The sequence below is a fragment of the Bradyrhizobium sp. AZCC 2230 genome (assembly GCF_036924495.1).
Taxonomy (GTDB): Bacteria; Pseudomonadota; Alphaproteobacteria; order Rhizobiales; family Xanthobacteraceae; genus Bradyrhizobium; species Bradyrhizobium rifense.
On sequence record NZ_JAZHRS010000001.1, the window covers coordinates 5652436 to 5674120 of the forward strand.

A 21685-nucleotide genomic window follows, 5' to 3' on the forward strand; every position below is an offset into this window, starting at 1 on the left:
GACCCGATGATCCACGCGACTTGCCATACCGCCGACAACATCCGCTGTCTCGAGTTCGATGCTACGCCCTGGTTCAGCGAGGCTGACGTTCCGAGCATTGTCGATTTGGCCCAACGAGGCTGGGCCAGCACGGCGATTGTGGACTCCCTCGAGCGCCGACGCGGATACGAAGGCCTGCATGACCTCGTTGAATATGCGGCGAAGCGACTGCAACCCGACACCATCGAGGATCCGGCCTGGGAAACGTTCGAGTGCGTCGTCGACGGACCCGAAGCCGTGGCCTGGCTCGAGAAAAACCGGCCGAACGTTGCGGCAAGAATTCCGATCCAGAGCCGTGGTCAACGCTAGGAGAGGGCCTGGCAACGAATGGCCGAAAATGGCGCGCCACTCAGAATAAAACTGCGAACACCTATGTGATTGAAATAGCGTTATGATTCTGAAAGATTGGGATGGCCGCTTCGTGCCGCTAAGCGGCCATTTGTCCATGCCCCGTCCACGGCCCGAAGTCTCCCAAGCCCTTCACCGCGACTCAAGCAGCGCCGGTCCGGCCAGCTCAAGCCGGAGCCTTCCGCGACCCGTTCGTCGCAGGCGGATTGGAGCAGCCTTCTCCTCAAGCCGCCGCCTGAGCAGGAGCAGGCGCGTTTCGAGGTTGTCCTTGAAATCGGGCAACCGCAGTTCGTCGGAGAGCCTCATCTCGCGATTGGTGAAGTCCGTCCGACCCTCTCGCTGATGCAGCCCAAGCAGATGCACCAGAAGCCGGCCCGAAACGCCTTTGATCAGGTATTCGCCATCGATGAAGACACTGTCGTCGTAACCGTGGTGGACGACGGTGAAGGGCCGTCCCGCCAAGGCGCCGTTTCCCTGGGATGTGACGAGCGATTGCTCGCCGCCGCTCGTGCTCTCCGCATGCGCGAGGGCCGCCGCCGCATGGCTTGCGACGATCGAGAGCGCCGTCTCGACATCTTTCGGGAAGGCGAGACGCACTTCGCTCTCGAGAAACAGCACGCCCCGCAAGGCGCCTCCCGCGATCATCGGCAGCGCCATCTGGCTCATGGCCTCGGGGAGACCCGGCAGCGTAATGACGCGGGTGCGATTCTCGTCCGCCGCCGACGCGCGGATTGCGCCGCCGAAGCGGCGGATGCGGCTCATGTCGCTGATGCGAACGGGGCGGCGCTCGGCGGCGGCCATCCCGACGACCGCCTCGCCGAGCGCCACTTCCGAGCCAATGCCGGTCCACGGATAGCCGCGGCTGCCAACGGTCACCAGGCGTTCGCCGGCGGGATCCTTCATGAGCAGCATTGTGTTGGCGTATCCGAAACTGTCGCGCAGGCCATCCAGCACGGCGTCGACGATCGTGTCGACTTCGCCCTCTTCGGCGATCCGGCCGGTGAGGGTCGCAGCCGCGACGAGATGCAGGCCCGCTGTCGACGACGGCGCCGCCTTGGCGGCGCTGGGAGAAGGAACCGCCTCAACGGACGCCACCCGGTAAACGTCCACGCCGCGGAGCCGCATTACGTCAGCCATGCCTAGTTGCGCGCTGCTCGCGCGAAGCTCGGCTGCCATCGTATCGAAGAGCGCGCCAGTGTCGAGCGAGCGCTCGAAGATCACGGCCAGCCAATATTGCGCGCCGTCATGCGGATCGACCAGCATGAGGGCGGCATTGTTGTTGGCGCGTATGTTGGCCGCGGTTTTCGAAAAAAATTGGTCTGACAGCGCCACATGCTCGTCGTCGACGAATGCGACATGGGAGAGATAGGAGATGTTCGGAACGCCGTCTCGCGAAACCGTCGCGATGATCGCGGGAATGACGCCTTCGAAACAAGCGTGGAGGCTGCGCAGAGAGACTGTCATCACGAGGGCTCGAGGATGCTGCCCGCCTTCTGGCCCGGAGTTTGCACGAATACCGTCTCGATCGAGAGGCGCAAGACCTGCGGTTCGCGCTTGACGAGCCAGGGCGCCACGACCGCGCGGTCGAGGCCGAGCCCCGCGAACGTCTCGGTCATCGCCTCGATGTAGCGCTGCGCACGGGCCCGATGCGCGACGGAAGCGGGGATGATCGCAGCGCGGCCCTTTACCTGATACGAGACATAGTCGGCGGGCCGCGCGAAGGTAACGGCGAGCCGCCCGTTACGACGAACGTTGGCGATCGTATCTGGCCATTGCCAGCCGGAAACGACGAGGTCGACGCGACCTTGGGCGCGATCGACGATCGCCCCGGCTGCTCGGGCAATCTGCGCCCGCAGGCCGTCGTCGCTGCTGCCGACGATGATCATCACCGGGCTCTCCAGGAAGGCGGCTAGCTCCGCGTCGATCGGATGTCGATCTTCTCCCTGCATGAGCCGACTCTAGCAGTTAGCAATAATTTAGCAAAACGGAAGCGGCGCTTAGGAACCATTTAGGAACGCGGCGCCCCAAGGGAAGCGTACGGAATGGGCCGACCTTGTGGAGGACTCGCGCCATGAACGCTTCTCTCGACCCGATTCGCACACCTGAACGTTCCGTCGCCGTCATCGGCGCGGGGCCGGCCGGCCTCGTCGCCGCGCGCTACCTCAAGAAGCACGGTTTCCGACCGGTCGTCTTCGAGGCCGCGGCGGCGGCCGGCGGACAATGGAATCCAGCTTCGCCCGCGAGCGCCGTTTGGCCAGGCATGCGCACCAATACGAGCCGGGTGCTGACGGCCTTCAGCGATCTCGATCATCCCGCAAGCGCCAACGTCTATCCGAGCCAAGTTGATATGCTGGCTTACTTGCAGCGCTACGCCGAGACGGCTGGCCTCACGCCAAACCTTCGTCTGTCGACCCGGGTCGAAGCCTTGGAGCGCGGCCCCGGCGCGGGCTGGATCGTCCGCTCGGAAAGCGGCGACAGCGTCGCATCGGAGCTCTTCTCGCGCGTCGTGGTTGCGACGGGCTGCTGCACGGCGCCGGACATGCCTGAAATTGCAGGGCTGAACGGCTTTGCCGGACGCGGCGGCGCCATTCATAGCTCCCAATATCGAGGGTCGGAATCCTATCGCGGGCAATCCGTGCTGGTTGCCGGCTGTTCGGTCAGCGCGCTCGAAATCGCAAGCGAATTGGCAGCGTCGGGCGCGGCGAAGGTCTCCGTCGCCATGCGCCGCCAACGCTATGTGCTGCAAAAGTTGCTCGCCGGCGTGCCGGCGGATCACGTCGCTTTCACCCGTTTCGCCGCGCAGGCCGGACGGGCCCTCCCGCCGGACGCGATCGCGGCCGGGATGAAACAAATGGTCGTGGCGAGCTGCGGCAGCCCCGAGCAGTTCGGCGCGCCGAAGCCGGACGACAACATCTTCGTCGCCGGCCTAACCCAGTCGCAAAACTATCTGGCGTTGGTGGCGGAAGGGCGCATCCAACCGCGGCCGTGGATCGAGGCGGTCGACGGCCAAACCGTGCGCTTTGCCGACGGATCGACCGACGCGTTCGACGCCGTCATTCTAGGCACCGGCTTCGGGCTCTCGCTGCCGTTCGTCAGCGAGACGATCGCCGCGAGCCTGGGTCTCGACGGCTATCACGTCGACCTGCACGACCACACGCTGCATCCCGATCTGGACGGCCTCGGTTTCATCGGCCTTTATCCGCTGGTTGGCCCTTATTTCCCGGTGCTCGAATTGCAGGCGCGTTGGCTTGCCTACCTGTGGGCGGGGCTGCGGCCGATGCCCTCCATCCAAACGATGGAGCAGGGCATTTCGACGGCGAGAGCGCGTCGAGAGGGGCCGCGCGACGTCCCCATGCATGCGTTGGCGACGCTGTTTGCCGCCAATGCCGGCGTCGAACCGCGCCCCGCGGCGTGGCCGGCGCTTGAACGGGCGTTATGGTTCGGTCCGTTGTCGCCAGCCTCGTTCCGTCTGGCCGGCCCAGACGCCGAACCGAACGCGGCGGCACGCACCATCGAGGCGGCGCGCGCTTTCAACGCGACCGCCGAGGGCGCGCTCACCCCCGAGGAGACAGCGCGTTTAAAGGCCGTGGCAGCAACGCCAGACCTGCGAGCCGGATGATTCTAAGCGACCCAGAGCCACTCCTCAACGGGTGGCCAAAGGTGGATCATCTGATCGTCTTCGTTCGGGCAACTCCGATAACAGCGAGCCCGTAACCTAACGGCAGCTTGACCCCTTCTGTCCCGTTCCGTCATATCGCGAGGGATAGCCGGTTTTGCGTCAATGAGCAGAAGTCGCTTCCGTGACTAGGGTTCGCTGTTTTGTACCGAGTGGTGTCGGAAATGGCGCGCCCGGAACGATTCGAACGTCCGACCCTCAGATTCGTAGTCTGATGCTCTATCCAGCTGAGCTACGGGCGCGTGTTTCGCAAACAGCTGTGCGGGCGGGGCCCACACGCAGCCTCCAGCGAGCGCCGGAGGGGTGCGAAAGAGCGCTCTGACTAACCGCTCTTGCCCCGATTGGCAAGGTCCGGGATGAGGAGATTTTGCAGGGAGATGACGGTTTTCGCGTCGGCCTTTGGCCGACTAGGCCCGCTGCCGCTCGTTGCGGATGGAGAGGAGTTCCACGGGGCGGTCTGGGATGACGATCCGGAAGGTGGCGCCGATGGTGCCTTCGACCAGATGGATGTCGCCGCCATGGGCACGGACGAGCTCGGCGGCGATGGCGAGGCCCAGCCCGCTGCCGCCGGGACGGCCGGAGGTCTGGAACGCCTCGAACAGATGCTCCCGCGTCCTCGGGGGCACGCCGGGGCCGGTATCGGAGACCTCCAGGATGGCGACCGCGCCTTCGCGCTTGCCCGTGATCCGGATCTGCTGCGGGCCGCCGTCGCCGGAGGCATGGCTCTCCAGCGCCTGGGCGGCGTTGCGCACGAGGTTGAGCAGCACGCGGAACAGCTGGTCGGGATCGGCGTCGACCGCGAGCCCGCGCTCGATCGCGGCGACCCAGGCAATCGAGACGTCGTTGCCAAGACCCGCGGTCTCGCGCACCTCCAGCACGACCGGCTCGATCAGCATCATGCGCCGGTCGGGCGCGGCCTCCTGGGCACGGCCGTAGGACAGCGTCGACTGGCAGAAGGCGATGGCGCGCTCGAGCGAACGCACCAGCTTTGGCGCAAAACGCTGCACCCGCGGATCGGGCACGCTGGCGAGCTGGTCCGACAGCAGTTGCGCCGAGGCCAGCAGATTGCGCAAATCGTGGTTGATCTTGGAGACGGCGAGGCCGAGTGCGGCGAGCCGGCTCTTCTGATGCAGCATCGACATCAGATCGCGCTGCATATCGGACAATTCGCGCTCGGCGACGCCGATTTCGTCGCTGCGCTGGCTCGGCACGATGATCCGCGCCGAACTCTCGGGATTTTCGTGGAAGCCGACCAGGCTCGCGGTCAGCCGGCGCATCGGCCGCACGAAGAGATAATGGAGCGCGAGATAGACGAGGCCGGCGGTCAGGACGCCGATGATCAGCGCGACCACCACGACGTTGCGGGAGAAGCGGTACATCGACTGCCGCAGCGGCAGATCGTCGGTCACGATCTCGATGAACTGGGCGTTGCCGACGCCGGGGCCGACGATGCGAATCGGCCGGTTGCCGGTCTCCAGCATCATCTGGAACGAGCCGGTAATGGCCTGCCACACCGTCATGTCGCGCAGATCGATGTCATGCTCGATCGTGGCCGGCAGATTGTCGCTGGCGAGCAGGCGGCGCTGCTGGCCCATCTTGATGGCGACCGCGCGCGCATTGATGCTTTTGAGGATTTCCCGCGACAGCGAATCCGGCACCATGCCGAGCGGCGCCGCATCGAGCACCAGCGCGGCCGTGTTGGCCGCGGCGACGCGGTCGTTGAGCCGGTTGACCCAGAAGTTGGCGATCGCAGGTACATAGAGCAGGACGGCCGCGATCATCACCAGGGGGACGGTCAGCAGCAACAGCTTGCCGGACAGGCCAAGCCCATCCGGTCCGCGGGATCGCGTCACCGGCTGGTCCGTTGGCCGATCCGGATCTTGATCCAGATCCTGGTCCAGATCTTGGGTCGGCTGCTGGAGGTCTGTCGCTACCACGAAATTCGCCCCTGCTGGCCTTCTGATAGAGCTCGACTGATGGAAGATGCGACCCGCCCCTAGGGGTGGTCAAATTACAGATCGCTCATCTGCCAAGGTGGGATGTAGGCGCTGATACCGCTATCCGCCACCTCAAGGGTTAAAAACCCCAAGGAAACAGCGATATTCACCGGAACTGTGCGGTCCTGCGGCGTTGACGAAAACAAGACGCTCGCTTATAAGCCAGCCAAATTGTCCGCGATGACCCGGTGCGACACCGGGAGCGGCTCTTCTGGGGCCGGAAATGGCTCATTTTGGGCCGCATCTTCCGGACTTTATCATCAATTCTACAGGCAAATTGCCCGGTCAGCGGAGAAAAACCCGTGAAGCGGACTTATCAACCCAGCAAACTGGTGCGCAAGCGCCGCCACGGCTTCCGGGCCCGTCTCGCGACCGCCGGCGGTCGCAAGGTTCTGGCTGCCCGCCGCGCCCGCGGCCGCAAGCGTCTGAGCGCCTGAGCCGGACCCCCTTTTTGGGATTTCATTATGGATCGGCTGAGGCAGCGAGCGGATTTCCTCGCCGTTGCCAATGGCGCGCGGGTGAATAATCCCGCGTTCGTCCTGCAAAGCCGCAGTCGCGACGACTCTGGCCCGATCCGGATCGGCTTCACCGTTACCAAAAAGAACGGCAACGCCCCCGAGCGCAATCGCATCCGGCGCCGGCTTCGCGAACTGGTGAAGCGGCTCGATCCGGTGTCGATGCAACCCCATCATGATTACGTGCTGGTCGGCCGCAGGGACGCGCTCTCGCGCGACTTCACGACCATGCTCGACGATCTGCGCATAGCGTTCACGAAGCCCGCGCGGCATACGGCCAAAGGACCTCACAAGGGACGCGGGCCGAGGGCAGATTCAAGCCCCCGCCCAGCCGCCAGCCGTAAACCGGATTGATGACGAGACCATAGTGATGACCGACAATCGCAATACCATCCTCGCCGTCATTCTCTCCGGCCTGGTGCTGATCGCCTGGCAGTATTTCTACAATGTGCCGGCGATGGAGAAGCAGCGCGCCCAGCAGCAGGCGCAGGCCGAGCTCCAGAAGACCGCGCCGCAGCCGACGGCGTCCGCGACGCCGGGCGCCACGCCGCAATCCGGCAGCGCGCCGGCGCCGACCGCCGCGCCGGGCGCGAACCAGCAGGCCCAGCCGACCGTCAACCGCGACACCGCGATTGCCGCGAGCCCGCGCCTGAAGATCGACACGCCGCGCCTCGCCGGCAGCATCTCGCTGAAGGGCGGCCGCATCGACGACCTCGCGCTGCTGCAGTTCCGCGAGACGGTCGACCCGAAATCGCCGCCGATCATTCTCTATTCGCCCTCCGGCACCGCAGAGCCCTATTACGCCGAGTTCGGCTGGGTGGCGGCGACGGGCGTGACGTCGAAGATGCCGGACGCCCAGACCGTCTGGCAGCAGGAGGGCAGCGGCAGCCTGACGCCGACCACGCCGGCGGTGCTGAAATGGGATAATGGCGAGGGCCTCACCTTCCGCCGCACCATCACGGTCGACGACCACTATCTCTTCACCATCAAGGACGACGTGAGCAATGTCGGCAATGCGCCGGTGACGCTCTACCCGTTCGCGCTGATCTCGCGCCACGGCACGCCGCAGGTGTCGGGCTATTACATCCTGCACGAAGGCCTGATCGGCTATCTCGATGGCCTGCAGGAATATGCCTATAAGAAGATCGACGAAGCCAAGTCGGTCAACTTCAAGGCCACCAATGGCTGGCTCGGCATGACCGACAAGTACTGGGCTTCGGCACTGCTGCCCGACACCAGTGCCCAGCTTCAGGCGAAGTTCTCCTCGAACCTCGTCGGCAACGTCCATACCTACCAGACCGACTATCTGCTCGATCCCGTCACCGTCGCGATCGGCGGCAGCGCGACCGCAAACGCGCGGCTGTTCGCGGGTGCCAAGGAAGCCGGCGTCGTCGGCGTGTTCCCGTTCGCAGGGCTCGGCGGCTACAACAAGGAGCTCGGCCTGAACCATTTCGATCTCTTGATCGACTGGGGCTGGTTCTACTTCATCACCAAGCCGATGTTCCTCGGTCTCGACTTCTTCTACCGCTTCTTCGGCAATTTCGGCATCTCGATCCTGCTCGTGACCGTGATCGTCAAGCTCTTGTTCTTCCCGCTGGCGAACAAGTCCTACGCTTCGATGGCGAAGATGAAGTCGGTCCAGCCGCAGCTTCAGGCGCTGAAGGAGCGCTATCCCGACGACAAGGTGAAGCAGCAGCAGGAGATGATGGAGATCTACCGCAAGGAGAAGATCAATCCGGTCGCCGGCTGTCTTCCCGTGGTGATCCAGATCCCGGTGTTCTTCTCGCTCTACAAGGTGCTGTTCGTCACCATCGAGATGCGGCACGCGCCGTTCTTCGGCTGGATCAAGGACCTCTCGGCGCCGGATCCGACCAATCTGTTCACGCTGTTCGGCCTGATCCCGTTCGATCCGACCACGCTTCCGCTGTTCGGCCACTATCTCGCGCTCGGCATCTGGCCGATCATCATGGGCATCACGATGTGGTTCCAGATGAAGCTGAACCCGACGCCGCCGGATCCGACGCAGCAGATCATCTTCAACTGGATGCCGCTGATCTTCACCTTCATGCTGGCAGGCTTCCCGGCGGGACTCGTGATCTACTGGGCCTGGAACAACACGCTCTCCGTGCTCCAGCAGAGCTTCATCATGCGCCGCAACGGCGTGAAGGTGGAGCTGTTCGACAATCTCAAGGCGACGTTCGCGAGGAAGGCGACGTAAGCATCGTCAATGCGGGCGCTTCGCTTCCGCCTTCGCTCTTCGAGCTACGGCGGACAAGTCGCTCGCAATGACGGGGTCAACAATTGAAAGCCTTCGCATGACCGACGACAAAGATGCGAAGCTGATCGAGGCCGGGCGAAAGCTGTTCACCCGCGACTGGCAGTTCATCTGGGCTTCGCCCTCGGTCGAGACGCTGCCGCCGATGGCGGGGCTGGAGATCGCTTTTGCCGGCCGCTCCAATGTCGGCAAGTCGAGCCTGATCAACGCGCTGACCGGCCGCAACGCGCTGGCGCGCACCTCGCACACGCCGGGCCGCACCCAGGAGCTGATCTTCTTCGAGGTCCCGGGCAAGACCGACCTGCGCCTCGTCGACATGCCCGGCTATGGCTATGCCAAGGCGCCCAAGAGCCAGGTCGCGTCCTGGACCGAGCTGATCCACAAATTCCTGCTCGGACGCGCCTCGCTCGCACGCGTCTATGTGCTGATCGACGCACGCCACGGGCTAAAGGACGTCGATCTCGAAGTGCTCAAGACGCTCGACCGCTCGGCCGTCAGCTACCAGATCGTGCTGACCAAGGCCGACCAGGTGAAGGCCGCCGAGCTTCAGACGCGCATCGCCGAGACGGAGGCCGCGCTGGCCAAGCATCCGGCGGCGTTCCCGGACGTGCTCGCGACGTCGTCACGCGAATCGGCCGGCATGGCCGAGCTGCGCGCCGCGATGGCAAAGCTGCTGGAAGAGCGGACCAAATGATGGCTCGCCTGCTGATCGCCCTTGCCGGTTTAATGGGCGCCGCCGGCGTCGCACTGGCCGCCGCCTCCGCCCATGGCGCTGACGCCAGCCGGCTTGCCTCCGCAAGCGCCATGCTGCTGTTTCATGCAACTGCCATATTGGCCTCTGTCGCCCTGCTCGTGCGCGGCCTTCTGCATGGCGGAATTGGCCTGATCGCCGCGTTCGGCTTCGTGATCGGCGCCGCGCTGTTCGCCGGCGACCTCACTGTGCTGCAATATGCCGGCCATTCGCTGTTTCCGTTCGCGGCGCCGACCGGCGGAACGCTGATGATTTTGAGCTGGCTGGCGGTGACGCTGGCGGCGGTGGTGCCCAGCAAATAGTGCCCGCTTTCTTCCTTCTCCCCTTGTGGGAGAAGGTGGCGCGAAGCGCCGGATGAGGGGTCTCTCTCCACGGGCGCGCTCGCGGATAGAACCCCTCACCCGACTCGCCGCTACGCGGCGAGCCACCCTCTCCCACAAGGGGAGAGGGGAAGAACGCACACTTTGCGCCTCGCCCGCCAATCAGATAGAACGCTGGCCGCGTTAGTCCCGCCAGCGAGATCCGCCTCATGACCGAAATCTCCCCGCTCGACCAGGCCCGCATCCTGTCCGAAGCGCTGCCGCACATGCAGCAGTACGACGAAGAAACCATCGTCATCAAATATGGCGGCCATGCCATGGGCGACGAGGAGACCGCGAAGAATTTCGCCCGCGACATCGTGCTGCTGGAGCAGACCGCGATCAATCCGGTGGTGGTGCATGGCGGCGGCCCGCAGATCGCGACCATGCTCAAGCGCCTCGGCATCGTCTCGGAATTCGCCGCCGGCCTGCGCATTACCGATGCCGCGACCATCGAGATCGTCGAGATGGTGCTCGCCGGCTCCGTCAACAAGCAGATCGTCGGCTACATCAACGAAGCCGGCGGCAAGGCCGTGGGCCTGTCCGGCAAGGACGCCAACATGGTGAAGGCGTCGAAGACGACGCGGACCATCATCGATCCGGACTCGCATATCGAGAAGGCGGTCGATCTCGGCTTCGTCGGCGATCCCGAGAAGGTCGACCTCACGCTGCTCAACCAGCTGATCGGCTACGAGCTGATCCCGGTGCTGGCGCCGCTGGCGACCTCGAAAGACGGCCAGACGCTCAACGTCAACGCCGACACCTTTGCGGGGGCGGTTGCCGGTGCGCTGAAGGCAAAACGCCTGCTGCTGCTCACCGACGTGCCGGGCGTGCTCGACAAGTCGAAGAAGCTGATCCCGCAACTCTCGGTGAAGGACGCGCGCAAACTGATCGCCGACGGCACTATTTCCGGCGGCATGATTCCGAAGGTCGAAACCTGCATCTATGCGCTCGAGCAGGGTGTCGAGGGCGTCGTCATCATCGACGGCAAGATGCAGCACGCGGTGCTGCTCGAGCTCTTCACCAACACGGGCACGGGGACGCTGATACATAAGTGAGCGACGAGAAGACGAGAGGCGCCGTCATGGCCGGGCAAGAGCGGCGGCATCGCCGCTCGCCTCTGACTCGTCTCCTGATGACGCTGCCGGCGGCTGCCGCGTCGTTCTTCTTCTCCTCCGCGCCGGCCTTCGCCGATCTGAAAATCTGCAACCGCATGTCCTATGTCGTCGAGGCCGCGATCGGCATCGACGACAAGGCGGCGACCGCGACGCGGGGCTGGTTCAGGATCGATCCCGCCACCTGCCGCGTCGTGGTTCAGGGCACGCTCTCTGCCGACCGCATCCTGCTCAATGCGCGGGCGCTCGGCGTCTACGGTGCGTCCCCAATCCCGCAGAACGGCAGCGACATGCTGTGCGTGGCTCAGGACAATTTCGTCATCGCGGCCGCGCGGCAGTGCCGCAGCGGCCAGACCCAGGCCGCCTTCACCCAGATCACGCCGACGCAGGGCGACGACGGCAATCTCGTCGCCTATCTCGCCGAGGATTCCGAATATGACGACGAGCAGGCCCGGCTCGCCGGCATCCAGCGGCTGCTGGTGATCGCGGGCTACGACATCGGCGCAATCGACGGCGTCGACGGACCGAAAACGCAGGCCGCACTCGCTGCGTTCCTGAAGAGCCGCGGGCTGTCCACCGACGTGGTTTCATCGCCGAATCTGTTCAAGACCATGGTCGATGCGGCGCAGGCGCCGTCCCCGAATGGTCTCACCTGGTGCAACGACACACCGCACAAGGTGATGGCGGCGGTCGCCACCGACGACGGCAAGTCGGTGACGAGCCGCGGCTGGTACCGCATCGATCCCAAAACCTGCCTGCATCCTGATGTCGCCGGCCAGCCCAAGCAGATCTTCAGCTTCGCGGAAGCCGTCGATGGCGACAACCGCGCCGTCAAGCTGAAGGACAAGCCGCTGAACTGGGGCGGCGACAAGCAGCTCTGCACGCGAGAGACCAAGTTCGAGACCAACGAGCAGACCGATTGCGGCGCGCGCGGATTTGCGCCGACGGGTTTTGGCGCGGTGGATATGAGCAGTGGCGGCAAGACGCTGCGCTTTGCAGTGCCGTGATGGGTGTTTGTTTGATTGGAGCGCTGGCGCCACAAACCCCGCTGTCGTCCCTGCGAAAGCAGGGACCCATAACCACAGGGAGCAGTTGTGGCGCGTGATGGCAGTTGCCGGTCTTCGCAAAACCACTCCCTGTGGTTGGGTCCCGGACCTGCGCTTCGCTTGTCCGGGACGACAGCGGAAAGTGGGCGGCGCTTGCGTGTAACAAATAGAGAGTTGTGATGAACCAATCCCGCACCTTTGCCCACGTCGATACCTGGGTGTTCGACCTCGACAACACGCTCTACCCGCATCACGTCAATCTGTGGCAGCAGGTCGATGCTAGAATCGGCGAGTTCGTGTGCAACTGGCTGCAGGTCGGCCCGGAGCAAGCGCGCAAGATCCAGAAGGACTATTACCAGCGCTTCGGCACCACCATGCGCGGCATGATGACCCTGCATGGCGTACGCGCCGACGACTATCTCGCCTACGTGCACAAGATCGACCATTCGCCGCTGGAGCCGAACCCGGCGCTCGGCGCGGCCATCGCAAAACTGCCGGGGCGAAAACTGATCCTGACCAACGGCTCGGTCGATCATGTCGATGCCGTGCTGGCGCGGCTTGGGCTCGGCTCGCATTTCGACGGCGTGTTCGACATCATCGCCGCCGAATTCGAACCCAAGCCGGCGGCGCAAACCTATCAGAAATTCCTGAAGCAACACGCGGTCGACCCGACCAAGGCCGCCATGTTCGAAGACCTCGCCCGCAACCTCACCGTCCCGCATGAGTTCGGCATGACCACCGTGCTGGTGGTGCCTGACGGGACGAGGGAAGTGGTGCGCGAGGACTGGGAACTCGAGGGCCGCGATGCGGCCCATGTCGACCACGTCACGGATGATTTGACGGGGTTTTTGGCGAGGCTATCCCACCCCGAGTAGCCGTCATACCCCGCGAAAGCGGGGTATCCAGTAATCGCCAGCGCCTCGATTCATCACGTCCGCCGCGGCGTACTGGATCACCCGCTTTCGCGGGTGATGACAGCAATGCCAAGCTTGACTCCACCTCCCCAAATCCCGAAAAAGCGACCCAATCCGTTACAAATCCTGGCCTGCCCGAGAGGAAATCCCGATGTCCCTGTCCGCCCTGGAATCCACCATCAACAGCGCCTTCGACGCGCGCGACGGCATCTCGACCTCGACCAAGGGCGAAGTACGCGAGGCCGTGAACCAGTCGCTGGAGATTCTGGACAAGGGCGAGGCGCGCGTTGCCGAGCGCGGGGCCGACGGCAAGTGGAAGGTCAATCAGTGGCTGAAGAAGGCCGTGCTGCTCTCCTTCCGCCTCAACGACATGGACGTCATTCCCGGCGGCCCGGGCCAGGCGAACTGGTGGGACAAGGTGCCCTCGAAGTTCGAGGGCTGGGGCCCGAACCGTTTTCGCGATGCCGGTTTTCGCGCGGTGCCCGGCGCCGTGGTGCGCCGCTCGGCCTTCATCGCCAAGAACGTCGTGCTGATGCCGTCCTTCGTCAATCTCGGCGCTTATGTCGATGAGAGCACCATGGTCGACACCTGGGCCACCGTCGGCTCCTGCGCGCAGATCGGCAAGCGCGTGCACATCTCCGGCGGCGCCGGCATCGGCGGCGTGCTCGAGCCGCTCCAGGCCGAGCCCGTCATCATCGAGGACGATTGCTTCATCGGCGCCCGCAGTGAGGTCGCCGAGGGCGTCATCGTGCGCAAGGGCGCGGTGCTGGCGATGGGCGTGTTCCTGGGCGCCTCGACCAAGATCGTCGACCGCGAGACCGGCGAGATCTTCATCGGCGAAGTGCCTGAATATTCGGTGGTGGTGCCCGGCGCGCTGCCCGGCAAGCCCATGAAGAACGGCCAGATCGGCCCGAGCACCGCCTGCGCGGTGATCGTCAAGCGCGTCGACGAGCGCACGCGCTCCAAGACCAGCATCAACGAGCTGCTGCGGGATTGATGTAAGGCGAATAGCGAATGGCAGGTGGCGAATAGGGTCTGTGCCCTACTCGCTATTCGCTACTCGCCATTCGCACCCATAATCGAACCCGCCCTCCCTCCATCGCGACCAATCCCCGGCGGCTCCTTCCGCCCGGAGCCTTTGCCATGGACTGGACCTGGTATCTGTTTCGCTTCGACGGCCGCATCAACCGCGCTCTGCTGTGGCAGGCGCTGCTGATCGTTGCCGTGCTGGTGGCGTTGCTTGGGCTGATCAGTCAGGTCATCCACCTCATCAGCGCCACGGGATCGCTGAAATTCTCCTTGAAGCTCGATTTCGACTTCGGCCTCGACGATCTGTTCAAGGCCGCTGATCCCAGGACCTACCGTTTGCAGGCATCCGGCGATCGCGCGATCCTGATTCTGAACGCCCTCGGCGCCCTGCTGTTCTTCTGGATCTACCTCGCGACGGCGATCAAGCGGCTGCACGATCGCGACAGAAGCGGCTGGTGGATCGTTCCCTTTTTCTTCGTCCCCAGACTGCTGTTTCATTTCTGGGACTGGCTTCCCGACGCCAACTGGTTTCTTCCGTTCGACTGGGCCATCCACGCGCTGTGGCTGTGGGGTATCGTCGAGATGTTCTTCCTGCGCGGCACGTCGGGCAGCAACCGGTTCGGTCCTGATCCGCTGGCCGACATCGCGGACAGCTCCGCGTCGCCCCCTGCGAAAAGCTGGGACCAGCAGAGCGAGATCGAATTTGTCCCGCCCAGCGCTAGCCCACCCGGCGGCATGCATGTTAAGCGGAGCGCATGACCGATGCTCTCTCCATTGCCCGCGACCTCATCCGCTGCCCCTCGGTAACCCCGGCCGACGCCGGTGCGCTCGGCGTGCTTGAAAAAGCTCTCAATGCGGCCGGCTTCACCTGCCACCGCGTGACCTTCAGCGAAGCCGGCACCGCAGATGTCGATAATCTCTATGCGCGGATCGGCAACGAGGGCCCCCACATCACCTTCGCCGGCCACACCGACGTGGTGCCGCCCGGCGACGAGAGCGCCTGGAGCGTCGGTGCTTTCTCGGGCGAGGTGAAGGACGGCTTCCTGCACGGCCGCGGCGCGGTCGACATGAAAGGCGGCATCGCCTGCTCGGTCGCCGCGGTGCTGGAGCATCTCGCTGCCAACGACGGCAAGCCGCGCGCGGACGGGCAAGAATCGGGCTCAGGCTCGATCTCGTTCCTGATCACCGGCGACGAGGAAGACGTCTCCATCAACGGCACGATCAAGCTGTTGCAGTGGGCCGCCGAACGCGGCGAGAAATTCGACCATTGCGTGCTCGGCGAGCCCTCCAATGTCGAGACGCTCGGCGACACCATCAAGGTCGGCCGCCGCGGCTCGCAATCGGGCACGCTCTATGTCGACGGCGTGCAGGGCCATGTCGCCTATCCGCATCGCGCCTCAAATCCGGTGCCGGATATTTCGCGACTGATCGTGGCGATCTCCGACGAGCCGCTCGATCACGGCAGCGCGCAGTTCCAGGCCTCCAACCTCGAATTCACCTCGGTCGATGTCGGCAACAAGGCCAACAACGTCATCCCGGGCGAGGCCCGCGCAAAGTTCAACATCCGCTACAACGACAACCATACGCAGGCGAGCCTGCGCGAGCTGGTCGAAACGCGCCTGACAAAGGCCTGCGGCAACCGGATCAAGGCCCGCATCGTCTGGGAGCCGTCGAACTCCAACGTGTTCGTGACCAAGCCCGGCCCGTTCACCGATCTCGCGGTGTCCGCGATCGAAGAGGTCACGGGCCGCAAGCCGGAGCTGTCGACGAGCGGTGGCACGTCGGATGCGCGCTTCATCTCGAGCTACTGCCCGGTGATCGAGTTCGGTCTGGTCGGCCAGACCATGCACCAGGTCAACGAGCGCGTGCCGGTGGGGGATTTGGAGAAACTGACGAAGGTCTATCGCGGGATTTTGACGCGGTATTTTGGGTAGGGTCTTCTCCCTCGCCCAACACTCGCTGTCGTCGCCCGGCTTGACCGGGCGATCCAGTACTCCGAGACCGTGCGTGATACGGAAGGGCCGCGGCGTACTGGATGCCCCGGTCAAGCCGGGGCATGACACCGATGATGGAGTGGGAGCGTTCGTCTCCCGCCTAATAATCCACCTTCACCAAATACAGCCCATCCGGCGGCGCTACGATGCCGCAGGCGGCACGGTTGCGAGCTTCCAGCGCTGCGGAGAGATCGTCTGCGGTCCAGCGGCCTTCGCCGACCCAGACCAGCGATCCCACCATCGAGCGCACCTGGCTGTGCAGGAACGAGCGCGCCGAGGTGAGAATCGTGATTTCGCGGCCGTCGCGCAGCACGTCGAGCTGATCGAGCGTCTTCTCCGGCGACTTGGCCTGGCACTCGGTGTCGCGAAAGGTCGTGAAATCATGCTTGCCGAGCAGGCGCTGTGCAGCAACATGCATCGCATCGGCATCGAGCCGGCGCGGCACGCGCCAGGCATGGCCGATGTCGAGCGCGAGATTGGCGCGGGTGTTGACGACGCGGTAGCGGTAGTGGCGCCTCACGGCCGAGAAGCGCGCCTCGAAGGTATCGGGCACAATGTCGGCCTCGAGGACCGCGATCGGATGCGGGCGCAAATGCGCATTCAAACCATCGCGAAAACGGCCCGGCGGAAATGGCTTCTCGATGTCGACATGCGCGACCTGGCCGCGCGCGTGCACGCCGGCATCGGTGCGGCCCGCGCCATGCACCCGCACATCCGCGCCGGTCATCGCCTTCACCGCCGCTTCCAGCGCGCCCTGCACCGAGGGCAGCGTGTCCTGAATCTGCCAGCCGAAGAACGGCGCGCCGTCATATTCGATGGTGAGCTTGTAGCGGGGCATCAGGAGAGCCGCATCGGCGGCTCGACCTTCACGCCGCGCAGGAAGTCGGTGGCCTGCATCCGGGCCTTGCCCTCGCGCTGCAGCTCGAGGATGCGGATCGCGCCTTCGCCGCAGGCAATGGTGAGCTGGCCATCGAGCACCTCGCCCGGCGCACCGGAGCCTTTGGCGAGCTCACAGCGCAGAACTTTTACGCGCGCATTCTCAAGCTCGGCCCAAGCGCCGGGAAACGGCGACAGGCCGTGGATGTGGCGCAGCACCGCGTGCGCGGGCTTACTCCAGTCGATCCGTGCCTCGGCCTTGTCGATCTTGGCGGCGTAGGTGACGCCCTCCTCGCTCTGCTTCTTGAGCTGGAGGCCACCGCGGTCGAGCGCGGCCACGGCGCGCACCATCAGATCGGCACCAAGCCGGGACAGGCGATCGTGCAGGTCGACAGCGGTCATGTTGTCGGTGATCGCGAGCCGCTCGGCCATGGCGACGTCGCCGGTGTCGAGGCCGACATCCATCTTCATCACCATGACGCCGCTCTCGGCATCGCCGGCCATGATCGCGCGGTTGATCGGTGCGGCGCCGCGCCAGCGCGGCAGCAGCGAGGCATGAAGGTTGTAGCAGCCGAGCTTTGGCGCATCGAGGATCGACTGCGGCAGGATCATGCCATAGGCAACGACGACGGCCGCATCGGCCTCAAAGGCGCTGAACTCGTCGAGCGCCGCCTCGGTTTTCAGCGTCTTCGGCGTCAGCACGGGCACGCCGAGTTTTCGCGCGGCTTCCTCGACCGGCGTTGGCTGCAGTTGCAGCCCGCGCCGCCCGCCGGGCTTCGGCGCGCGGGTGTAGACGGCCACGATCTCGTGGCCGTGCGCGACGAGCTCGAGCAGCGTCGGCACGGAGAAATCGGGCGTACCCATGAAGATCAGGCGGAGGGGCATCGACGGAGAACCTTACTCTGCGCGCTTCGCGGCTTTCTCGAACTTCTTGATCACGCGGTCGCGCTTGAGCTTTGAGAGATAGTCGACGAACAGCACGCCGTTGAGATGGTCGATCTCATGCTGGATGCAGGTGGCGTAGAGGCCTTCGGCGTCCTCCTCGTGCACCTTGCCGTCCAGATCGGTGAAGCGCACGCGCACCTTCGCAGGTCTTTCGACCTCCTCGTAATATTCGGGGATCGACAGGCAGCCTTCCTCGTAGACCGACAGGTCCTCGGAAGACGCGATGATCTCGGGATTGATGAAGACGCGCGGCTCCGGCTTGGTCTCGCCGTCCTGGTCGGGCTTGGCCAGGTCCATGGTGATCAGCCGCAGCGGCTGCGCGATCTGAATCGCCGCAAGCCCGATGCCGGGCGCGTCGTACATAGTCTCGAACATGTCGTCGGCAAGCTTGCGGATCTCCGGCGTGACCTTCTCGATCGGTTTGGAGACCAGACGCAGCTGCTTGTCGGGCAGGATGATGATTTCTCTGAGGGCCATGGCGGGCGATTTAAGCTGCGCGCGACAAGCGGTCAATGCGGCCGGGAACACGTTAACGGTCCGCTAACCATAAAACTTCGCTTTTCGTTAACCATAAAAATTAGGGATCGATTAACCATAAATGTTCGCTATTCGTTCGTGCGAACAGGCGAATCGGGTAGAAGGGCTGGCATGAACGAGATCATTTTCATGCTGGGTGACTGGCCGGTGCGCACCATCGACGCGCTGATCGGCTTCGGCGTCCTGGTCCTCATCCTGCTGATCGCCATTGCGGTCGTGATTGCGCGCTCAGGGCGGCGCGGCGCGGAACTCGCGATGGCGCACGCCATCCGCGCCGACGAGCTGGAGGAGCGGCTGAGCCAGGTCCTGCACGCCCAGAGCGAGGCCGCCGGCCGCGCCGACGCCATGACCCAGGCCCTCGCCGGCCGTCAGGCCGAGATGGCGCGGGCGGTCAACGAGCGGCTGGATTCGGTGACCCATCGGGTCGGCCAGTCCATGGAACACTCGACCCGCAACACCATGGAGAGCCTGCGCGCGCTGCACGAGCGGCTCGGCATCATCGACAACGCGCACAAGAATCTCACCGACCTCACCACGCAGGTGACGACCTTGCGCGACGTGCTCGCCAACAAGCAGTCGCGCGGCGCCTTTGGCCAGGCGCGGATGGAGGCGATCGTCCAGGACGGTCTGCCGAAGGGCGCTTACGAATTCCAGTTCACGCTCTCGACGGGAAAACGGCCCGACTGCGTCGTGTTCCTGCCCGACCAGCGCCCGCTCTGCATCGACGCGAAGTTTCCGCTGGAAGCGATGACCGCGCTGCACGATGCCCGGACCGATGAGGAGAAGCGCCTCGCCACGCAGCGGCTGCGCGGCGACGTGATGAAGCATGTCAGCGACATCGCGGAAAAATACCTCGTCACCGGCGAGACCCAGGAGATGGCGCTGATGTTCGTGCCGTCGGAATCGGTCTACGCCGAGATCCATGACGGTTTCGACGACGTGATCCAGAAGGCCTATCGCGCCAAGGTCGTGCTGGTGTCGCCGTCGCTGCTGATGCTCGCGATCCAGGTGATGCAGCAGATCATGAAGGACGTGCGCATGCGCGATGCCGCCGACCAGATCCAGACCGAAGTGATCAAGCTCGGCGACGATCTCGGCCGCCTGCGCGACCGCGTACTGAAATTGCAGAAGCACTTTGCCGACGCCAACGAGGACGTCCGCCAGATCCTGATTTCCGCCGACAAGATCGAAAAGCGCGCAGGCCGGATCGAGGAGCTCGATTTCAGCAAGACCGAAGCGCCGGCAGAGCGCCCGCGGCTGGTGGCAACGGGCGCGCCGGAGCTGTTTCCAAGGAAGCTCCAGGCGGGGGAGTGATTCCTTTCCCAGATCCGGTACGCTGCCGCCCCAATTTCACTGTCGTCGCCCGGCTTGACCGGGCGGCCCAGTATCCCAGAGGCGGCAGATGGGTGAACGCCACTACTACGTCTACATTCTCGCCAGCAAGATCGGCGGTACACTCTATATCGGTGTGACGAATGATCTTATCCGCCGGGTCGCGGACCACAAATTGAAGCTCATCGAAAGCTTCACGAAGGAATACGGTGTCGTGAAGCTCGTCTACTTCGAACAATTCGATGATCCCGAGAATGCGATCAAGCGGGAGAAGCGGCTGAAGAAGTGGAAGCGCGATTGGAAGATTGCGCTGATCGAGAAGGATAATCCGAACTGGAACGATCTCTATTCGGAGATCGCGGGTCCTCCATAACTACAGCCTCTGGAATACTGGGTCGCCCGGTCAAGCCGGGCGACGACACCTCCTTTGTGGCCGGCGGCGACGACACCTCCCTCGCCACCCCCAGAATCTGCTAACACCTCCCCATGACCGCACCCGACGCGACCTCCCCTGCCGCGACATCCACCCCCGCGACCTCCTGGCGCGACAGCCTGGCTGTCTACCTGCAGCCGCGCGTGCTGATCGTGCTGTTCCTCGGTTTCTCCTCGGGGCTGCCGCTGGCGCTGTCGGGCTCGACGCTGCTGGTGTGGATGCGCGAGGCCGGGGTCGATCTCAAGACTATCGGGCTGTTTGCGCTGGTCGGCACGCCCTACACGCTGAAATTCCTGTGGGCACCGCTGGTCGACGCGCTGCATGTGCCGCTGTTCACGCGCGCCTTCGGGCGGCGGCGCGGCTGGCTGCTGTTCTCGCAATTGCTGCTGATCGTCGCCATCCTGCTGCTGGCGATGACCGATCCCGGAAGGTCGCCATTCTATGTCGCGCTCGGTGCGCTGCTGGTGGCGACGACGTCGTCGACGCAGGACATCGTGGTCGACGCCTTTCGCGTCGAGAGCCTGCCGGAGAGCGAGCAGGCCGCCGGCATGGCGGCCTATGTCGCGGCCTACCGCATCGGCATGCTGGTCTCGACCGCGGGTGCTCTGTTCATCGTCTCCGGCTTCGAGAGCACCGGCATCACGCGTACCTCGGCCTGGATGTGGGGCTATGTGGTGATGGCGGCGATGGTGCTGATCGGGACGATCACGGCGCTGGCCGCGACCGAGCCCGAGCAATCGGTGCGGGCGGAAGCTGCGACGCACGAAGAGACCGCATTCACGCGCGTGCTGCACGCGGCGATTGGCGCCTTCTCGGAATTCCTGTCGCGCAAGGACGCGATCGCGGCGCTCGCCTTCGTCGTGCTGTTCAAGTTCACCGACGCGTTCTCGGGAACGATGACGGCGCCGTTCGTGATCGACCTCGGCTTCACCCGCAACGACTATGCGGCGATCGTGAAGGGCGTAGGCCTCGCTGCGACCCTGATCGGCGGCTTTGCCGGCGGTTTTGTCGCGCGCCGTTATTCGCTGGCAAATTCGCTCTGGATCGGCGGCGTGGTGCAGGCGCTGGCGAATCTCACCTTCTCCTGGCTCGCATTGGTCGGCACCAATCAATGGGCGCTGGCGCTCGCGATCTGCGCCGAGAATTTTACCAGCGCCGTCGGCACCGTGATCTTCGTCGCCTATCTCTCGGCGCTGTGCCAGAACCCGCTGCACACGGCGACTCAATACGCACTGCTCACCGCGCTTGCAGCGGTGGGGCGGACCTATCTCTCGTCAGGGGCCGGCTTCGTGGCCAATACGACCGGCTGGCCGCTGTTCTTCGTGATCTGCGTGCTGGTGGCGATCCCGAGCCTGGTGCTGCTGACGTGGCTGCAGAGGCGCGGGCATTTTGAGTCACTGGGGCCGGTGAGGATATAGTCCTCGGCGCGATGCCGTAGGGTGGGCAAAGCGAAGCGTGCCCACCACCAATCACGGCTGGAAAATCGTGGGCACGGCGCGTTGCG

Annotated in this window: 22 protein-coding genes and 1 tRNA gene; 16 read left to right on the forward strand and 7 right to left on the reverse strand. The window is 64.6% G+C overall.

The window, feature by feature from the left end; genetic code table 11:
• Positions 1 to 6: 6 nt before the first annotated feature.
• Positions 7 to 348, forward strand: coding sequence for a hypothetical protein (locus V1280_RS27060; RefSeq protein ID WP_334531249.1), 342 nt, complete (start codon positions 7 to 9; stop codon positions 346 to 348).
• A gap of 171 nt (positions 349 to 519) precedes the next feature.
• Here V1280_RS27060 and V1280_RS27065 read toward each other — a convergent pair whose 3' ends face one another.
• Complete coding sequence (locus tag V1280_RS27065; RefSeq protein WP_334531251.1) at positions 520 to 1851, reverse strand: GAF domain-containing protein; 1332 nt, start codon at positions 1849 to 1851, stop codon at positions 520 to 522.
• On the reverse strand, positions 1851 to 2273 hold the full coding sequence (locus V1280_RS27070; protein WP_334538431.1) for a hypothetical protein: 423 nt from the start codon (positions 2271 to 2273) through the stop codon (positions 1851 to 1853). The genes V1280_RS27065 and V1280_RS27070 overlap by 1 nt, the downstream gene beginning before the upstream one ends.
• 185 nt (positions 2274 to 2458) lie before the next feature.
• Between V1280_RS27070 and V1280_RS27075 the strand changes: the two genes are divergently transcribed.
• Positions 2459 to 4006: a flavin-containing monooxygenase gene (locus V1280_RS27075; protein WP_334531254.1), complete on the forward strand. Its 1548-nt coding sequence runs from the start codon at positions 2459 to 2461 to the stop codon at positions 4004 to 4006.
• Between the two features lie 222 nt (positions 4007 to 4228).
• Here V1280_RS27075 and V1280_RS27080 read toward each other — a convergent pair.
• Positions 4229 to 4305: transfer RNA gene (locus V1280_RS27080), tRNA-Arg, on the reverse strand.
• Between the two features lie 165 nt (positions 4306 to 4470).
• Complete coding sequence (locus tag V1280_RS27085) at positions 4471 to 6000, reverse strand: sensor histidine kinase (protein ID WP_334531256.1); 1530 nt, start codon at positions 5998 to 6000, stop codon at positions 4471 to 4473.
• 362 nt (positions 6001 to 6362) lie between these two features.
• On the opposite strand from V1280_RS27085, the gene rpmH reads away from it, so the two are divergent.
• The 11 genes from rpmH to dapE all read left to right on the forward strand — a co-directional run bounded on the left by rpmH (position 6363) and on the right by dapE (position 15998).
• On the forward strand, positions 6363 to 6497 hold the full coding sequence (gene rpmH, locus V1280_RS27090; RefSeq protein WP_008542748.1) for a 50S ribosomal protein L34: 135 nt from the start codon (positions 6363 to 6365) through the stop codon (positions 6495 to 6497).
• A 27-nt stretch (positions 6498 to 6524) separates the two neighbouring features.
• Positions 6525 to 6929 (forward strand): ribonuclease P protein component, encoded by a 405-nt coding sequence (gene rnpA, locus V1280_RS27095; RefSeq protein ID WP_334531257.1) that lies wholly within the window; start codon positions 6525 to 6527, stop codon positions 6927 to 6929.
• A gap of 16 nt (positions 6930 to 6945) precedes the next feature.
• Positions 6946 to 8793: a membrane protein insertase YidC gene (gene yidC, locus V1280_RS27100; protein ID WP_334531260.1), complete on the forward strand. Its 1848-nt coding sequence runs from the start codon at positions 6946 to 6948 to the stop codon at positions 8791 to 8793.
• Between the two features lie 97 nt (positions 8794 to 8890).
• Positions 8891 to 9544, forward strand: a complete 654-nt coding sequence (gene yihA, locus V1280_RS27105; RefSeq protein ID WP_334531262.1) for a ribosome biogenesis GTP-binding protein YihA/YsxC — start codon at positions 8891 to 8893, stop codon at positions 9542 to 9544.
• Positions 9541 to 9903, forward strand: coding sequence for a DUF423 domain-containing protein (locus V1280_RS27110; protein ID WP_334531264.1), 363 nt, complete (start codon positions 9541 to 9543; stop codon positions 9901 to 9903). The genes yihA and V1280_RS27110 overlap by 4 nt, the downstream gene beginning before the upstream one ends.
• 227 nt (positions 9904 to 10130) lie before the next feature.
• Positions 10131 to 11018, forward strand: coding sequence for an acetylglutamate kinase (argB, locus tag V1280_RS27115; RefSeq protein ID WP_148749803.1), 888 nt, complete (start codon positions 10131 to 10133; stop codon positions 11016 to 11018).
• Positions 11019 to 11095: 77 nt separating this feature from the next.
• On the forward strand, positions 11096 to 12082 hold the full coding sequence (locus V1280_RS27120) for a DUF1036 domain-containing protein (RefSeq protein WP_334538433.1): 987 nt from the start codon (positions 11096 to 11098) through the stop codon (positions 12080 to 12082).
• A gap of 218 nt (positions 12083 to 12300) precedes the next feature.
• Entirely contained in the window at positions 12301 to 12996 is a 696-nt protein-coding gene (locus tag V1280_RS27125; protein ID WP_334531268.1) for a pyrimidine 5'-nucleotidase, read from the forward strand.
• 190 nt (positions 12997 to 13186) lie between these two features.
• Positions 13187 to 14032 carry a 2,3,4,5-tetrahydropyridine-2,6-dicarboxylate N-succinyltransferase gene (gene dapD / locus V1280_RS27130; protein ID WP_148775929.1) on the forward strand — a complete coding sequence of 282 codons (846 nt, stop codon included), beginning with the start codon at positions 13187 to 13189 and terminating at the stop codon, positions 14030 to 14032.
• Positions 14033 to 14178: 146 nt separating this feature from the next.
• On the forward strand, positions 14179 to 14823 hold the full coding sequence (locus tag V1280_RS27135) for a DUF805 domain-containing protein (RefSeq protein ID WP_334531275.1): 645 nt from the start codon (positions 14179 to 14181) through the stop codon (positions 14821 to 14823).
• Positions 14820 to 15998, forward strand: coding sequence for a succinyl-diaminopimelate desuccinylase (gene dapE, locus V1280_RS27140; RefSeq protein WP_334531278.1), 1179 nt, complete (start codon positions 14820 to 14822; stop codon positions 15996 to 15998). Before V1280_RS27135 ends, dapE begins: the two co-directional genes overlap by 4 nt.
• 160 nt (positions 15999 to 16158) lie before the next feature.
• On the opposite strand, the gene truA is transcribed toward dapE, so the two are convergent.
• From truA to def, 3 genes are read right to left on the reverse strand one after another with little or no spacing between them, the layout of a single operon-like run.
• Positions 16159 to 16896 carry a tRNA pseudouridine(38-40) synthase TruA gene (gene truA, locus V1280_RS27145; protein WP_334531281.1) on the reverse strand — a complete coding sequence of 246 codons (738 nt, stop codon included), beginning with the start codon at positions 16894 to 16896 and terminating at the stop codon, positions 16159 to 16161.
• Positions 16896 to 17819 carry a methionyl-tRNA formyltransferase gene (gene fmt / locus V1280_RS27150; RefSeq protein ID WP_334531284.1) on the reverse strand — a complete coding sequence of 308 codons (924 nt, stop codon included), beginning with the start codon at positions 17817 to 17819 and terminating at the stop codon, positions 16896 to 16898. Before fmt ends, truA begins: the two co-directional genes overlap by 1 nt.
• Before the next feature lie 12 nt (positions 17820 to 17831).
• Positions 17832 to 18356 carry a peptide deformylase gene (def, locus tag V1280_RS27155; protein WP_027530437.1) on the reverse strand — a complete coding sequence of 175 codons (525 nt, stop codon included), beginning with the start codon at positions 18354 to 18356 and terminating at the stop codon, positions 17832 to 17834.
• A gap of 171 nt (positions 18357 to 18527) precedes the next feature.
• On the opposite strand from def, the gene V1280_RS27160 reads away from it, so the two are divergent.
• The 3 genes from V1280_RS27160 to V1280_RS27170 all read left to right on the forward strand — a co-directional run bounded on the left by V1280_RS27160 (position 18528) and on the right by V1280_RS27170 (position 21599).
• Positions 18528 to 19730 (forward strand): DNA recombination protein RmuC, encoded by a 1203-nt coding sequence (locus V1280_RS27160; protein ID WP_334531290.1) that lies wholly within the window; start codon positions 18528 to 18530, stop codon positions 19728 to 19730.
• A gap of 88 nt (positions 19731 to 19818) precedes the next feature.
• The gene (locus V1280_RS27165) at positions 19819 to 20121 is read left to right on the forward strand and encodes a GIY-YIG nuclease family protein (protein WP_334531292.1); all 303 of its coding nucleotides are present in this window, start codon (positions 19819 to 19821) and stop codon (positions 20119 to 20121) included.
• 113 nt (positions 20122 to 20234) lie between these two features.
• Complete coding sequence (locus V1280_RS27170) at positions 20235 to 21599, forward strand: AmpG family muropeptide MFS transporter (protein WP_334531294.1); 1365 nt, start codon at positions 20235 to 20237, stop codon at positions 21597 to 21599.
• Positions 21600 to 21685 lie beyond the last annotated feature (86 nt).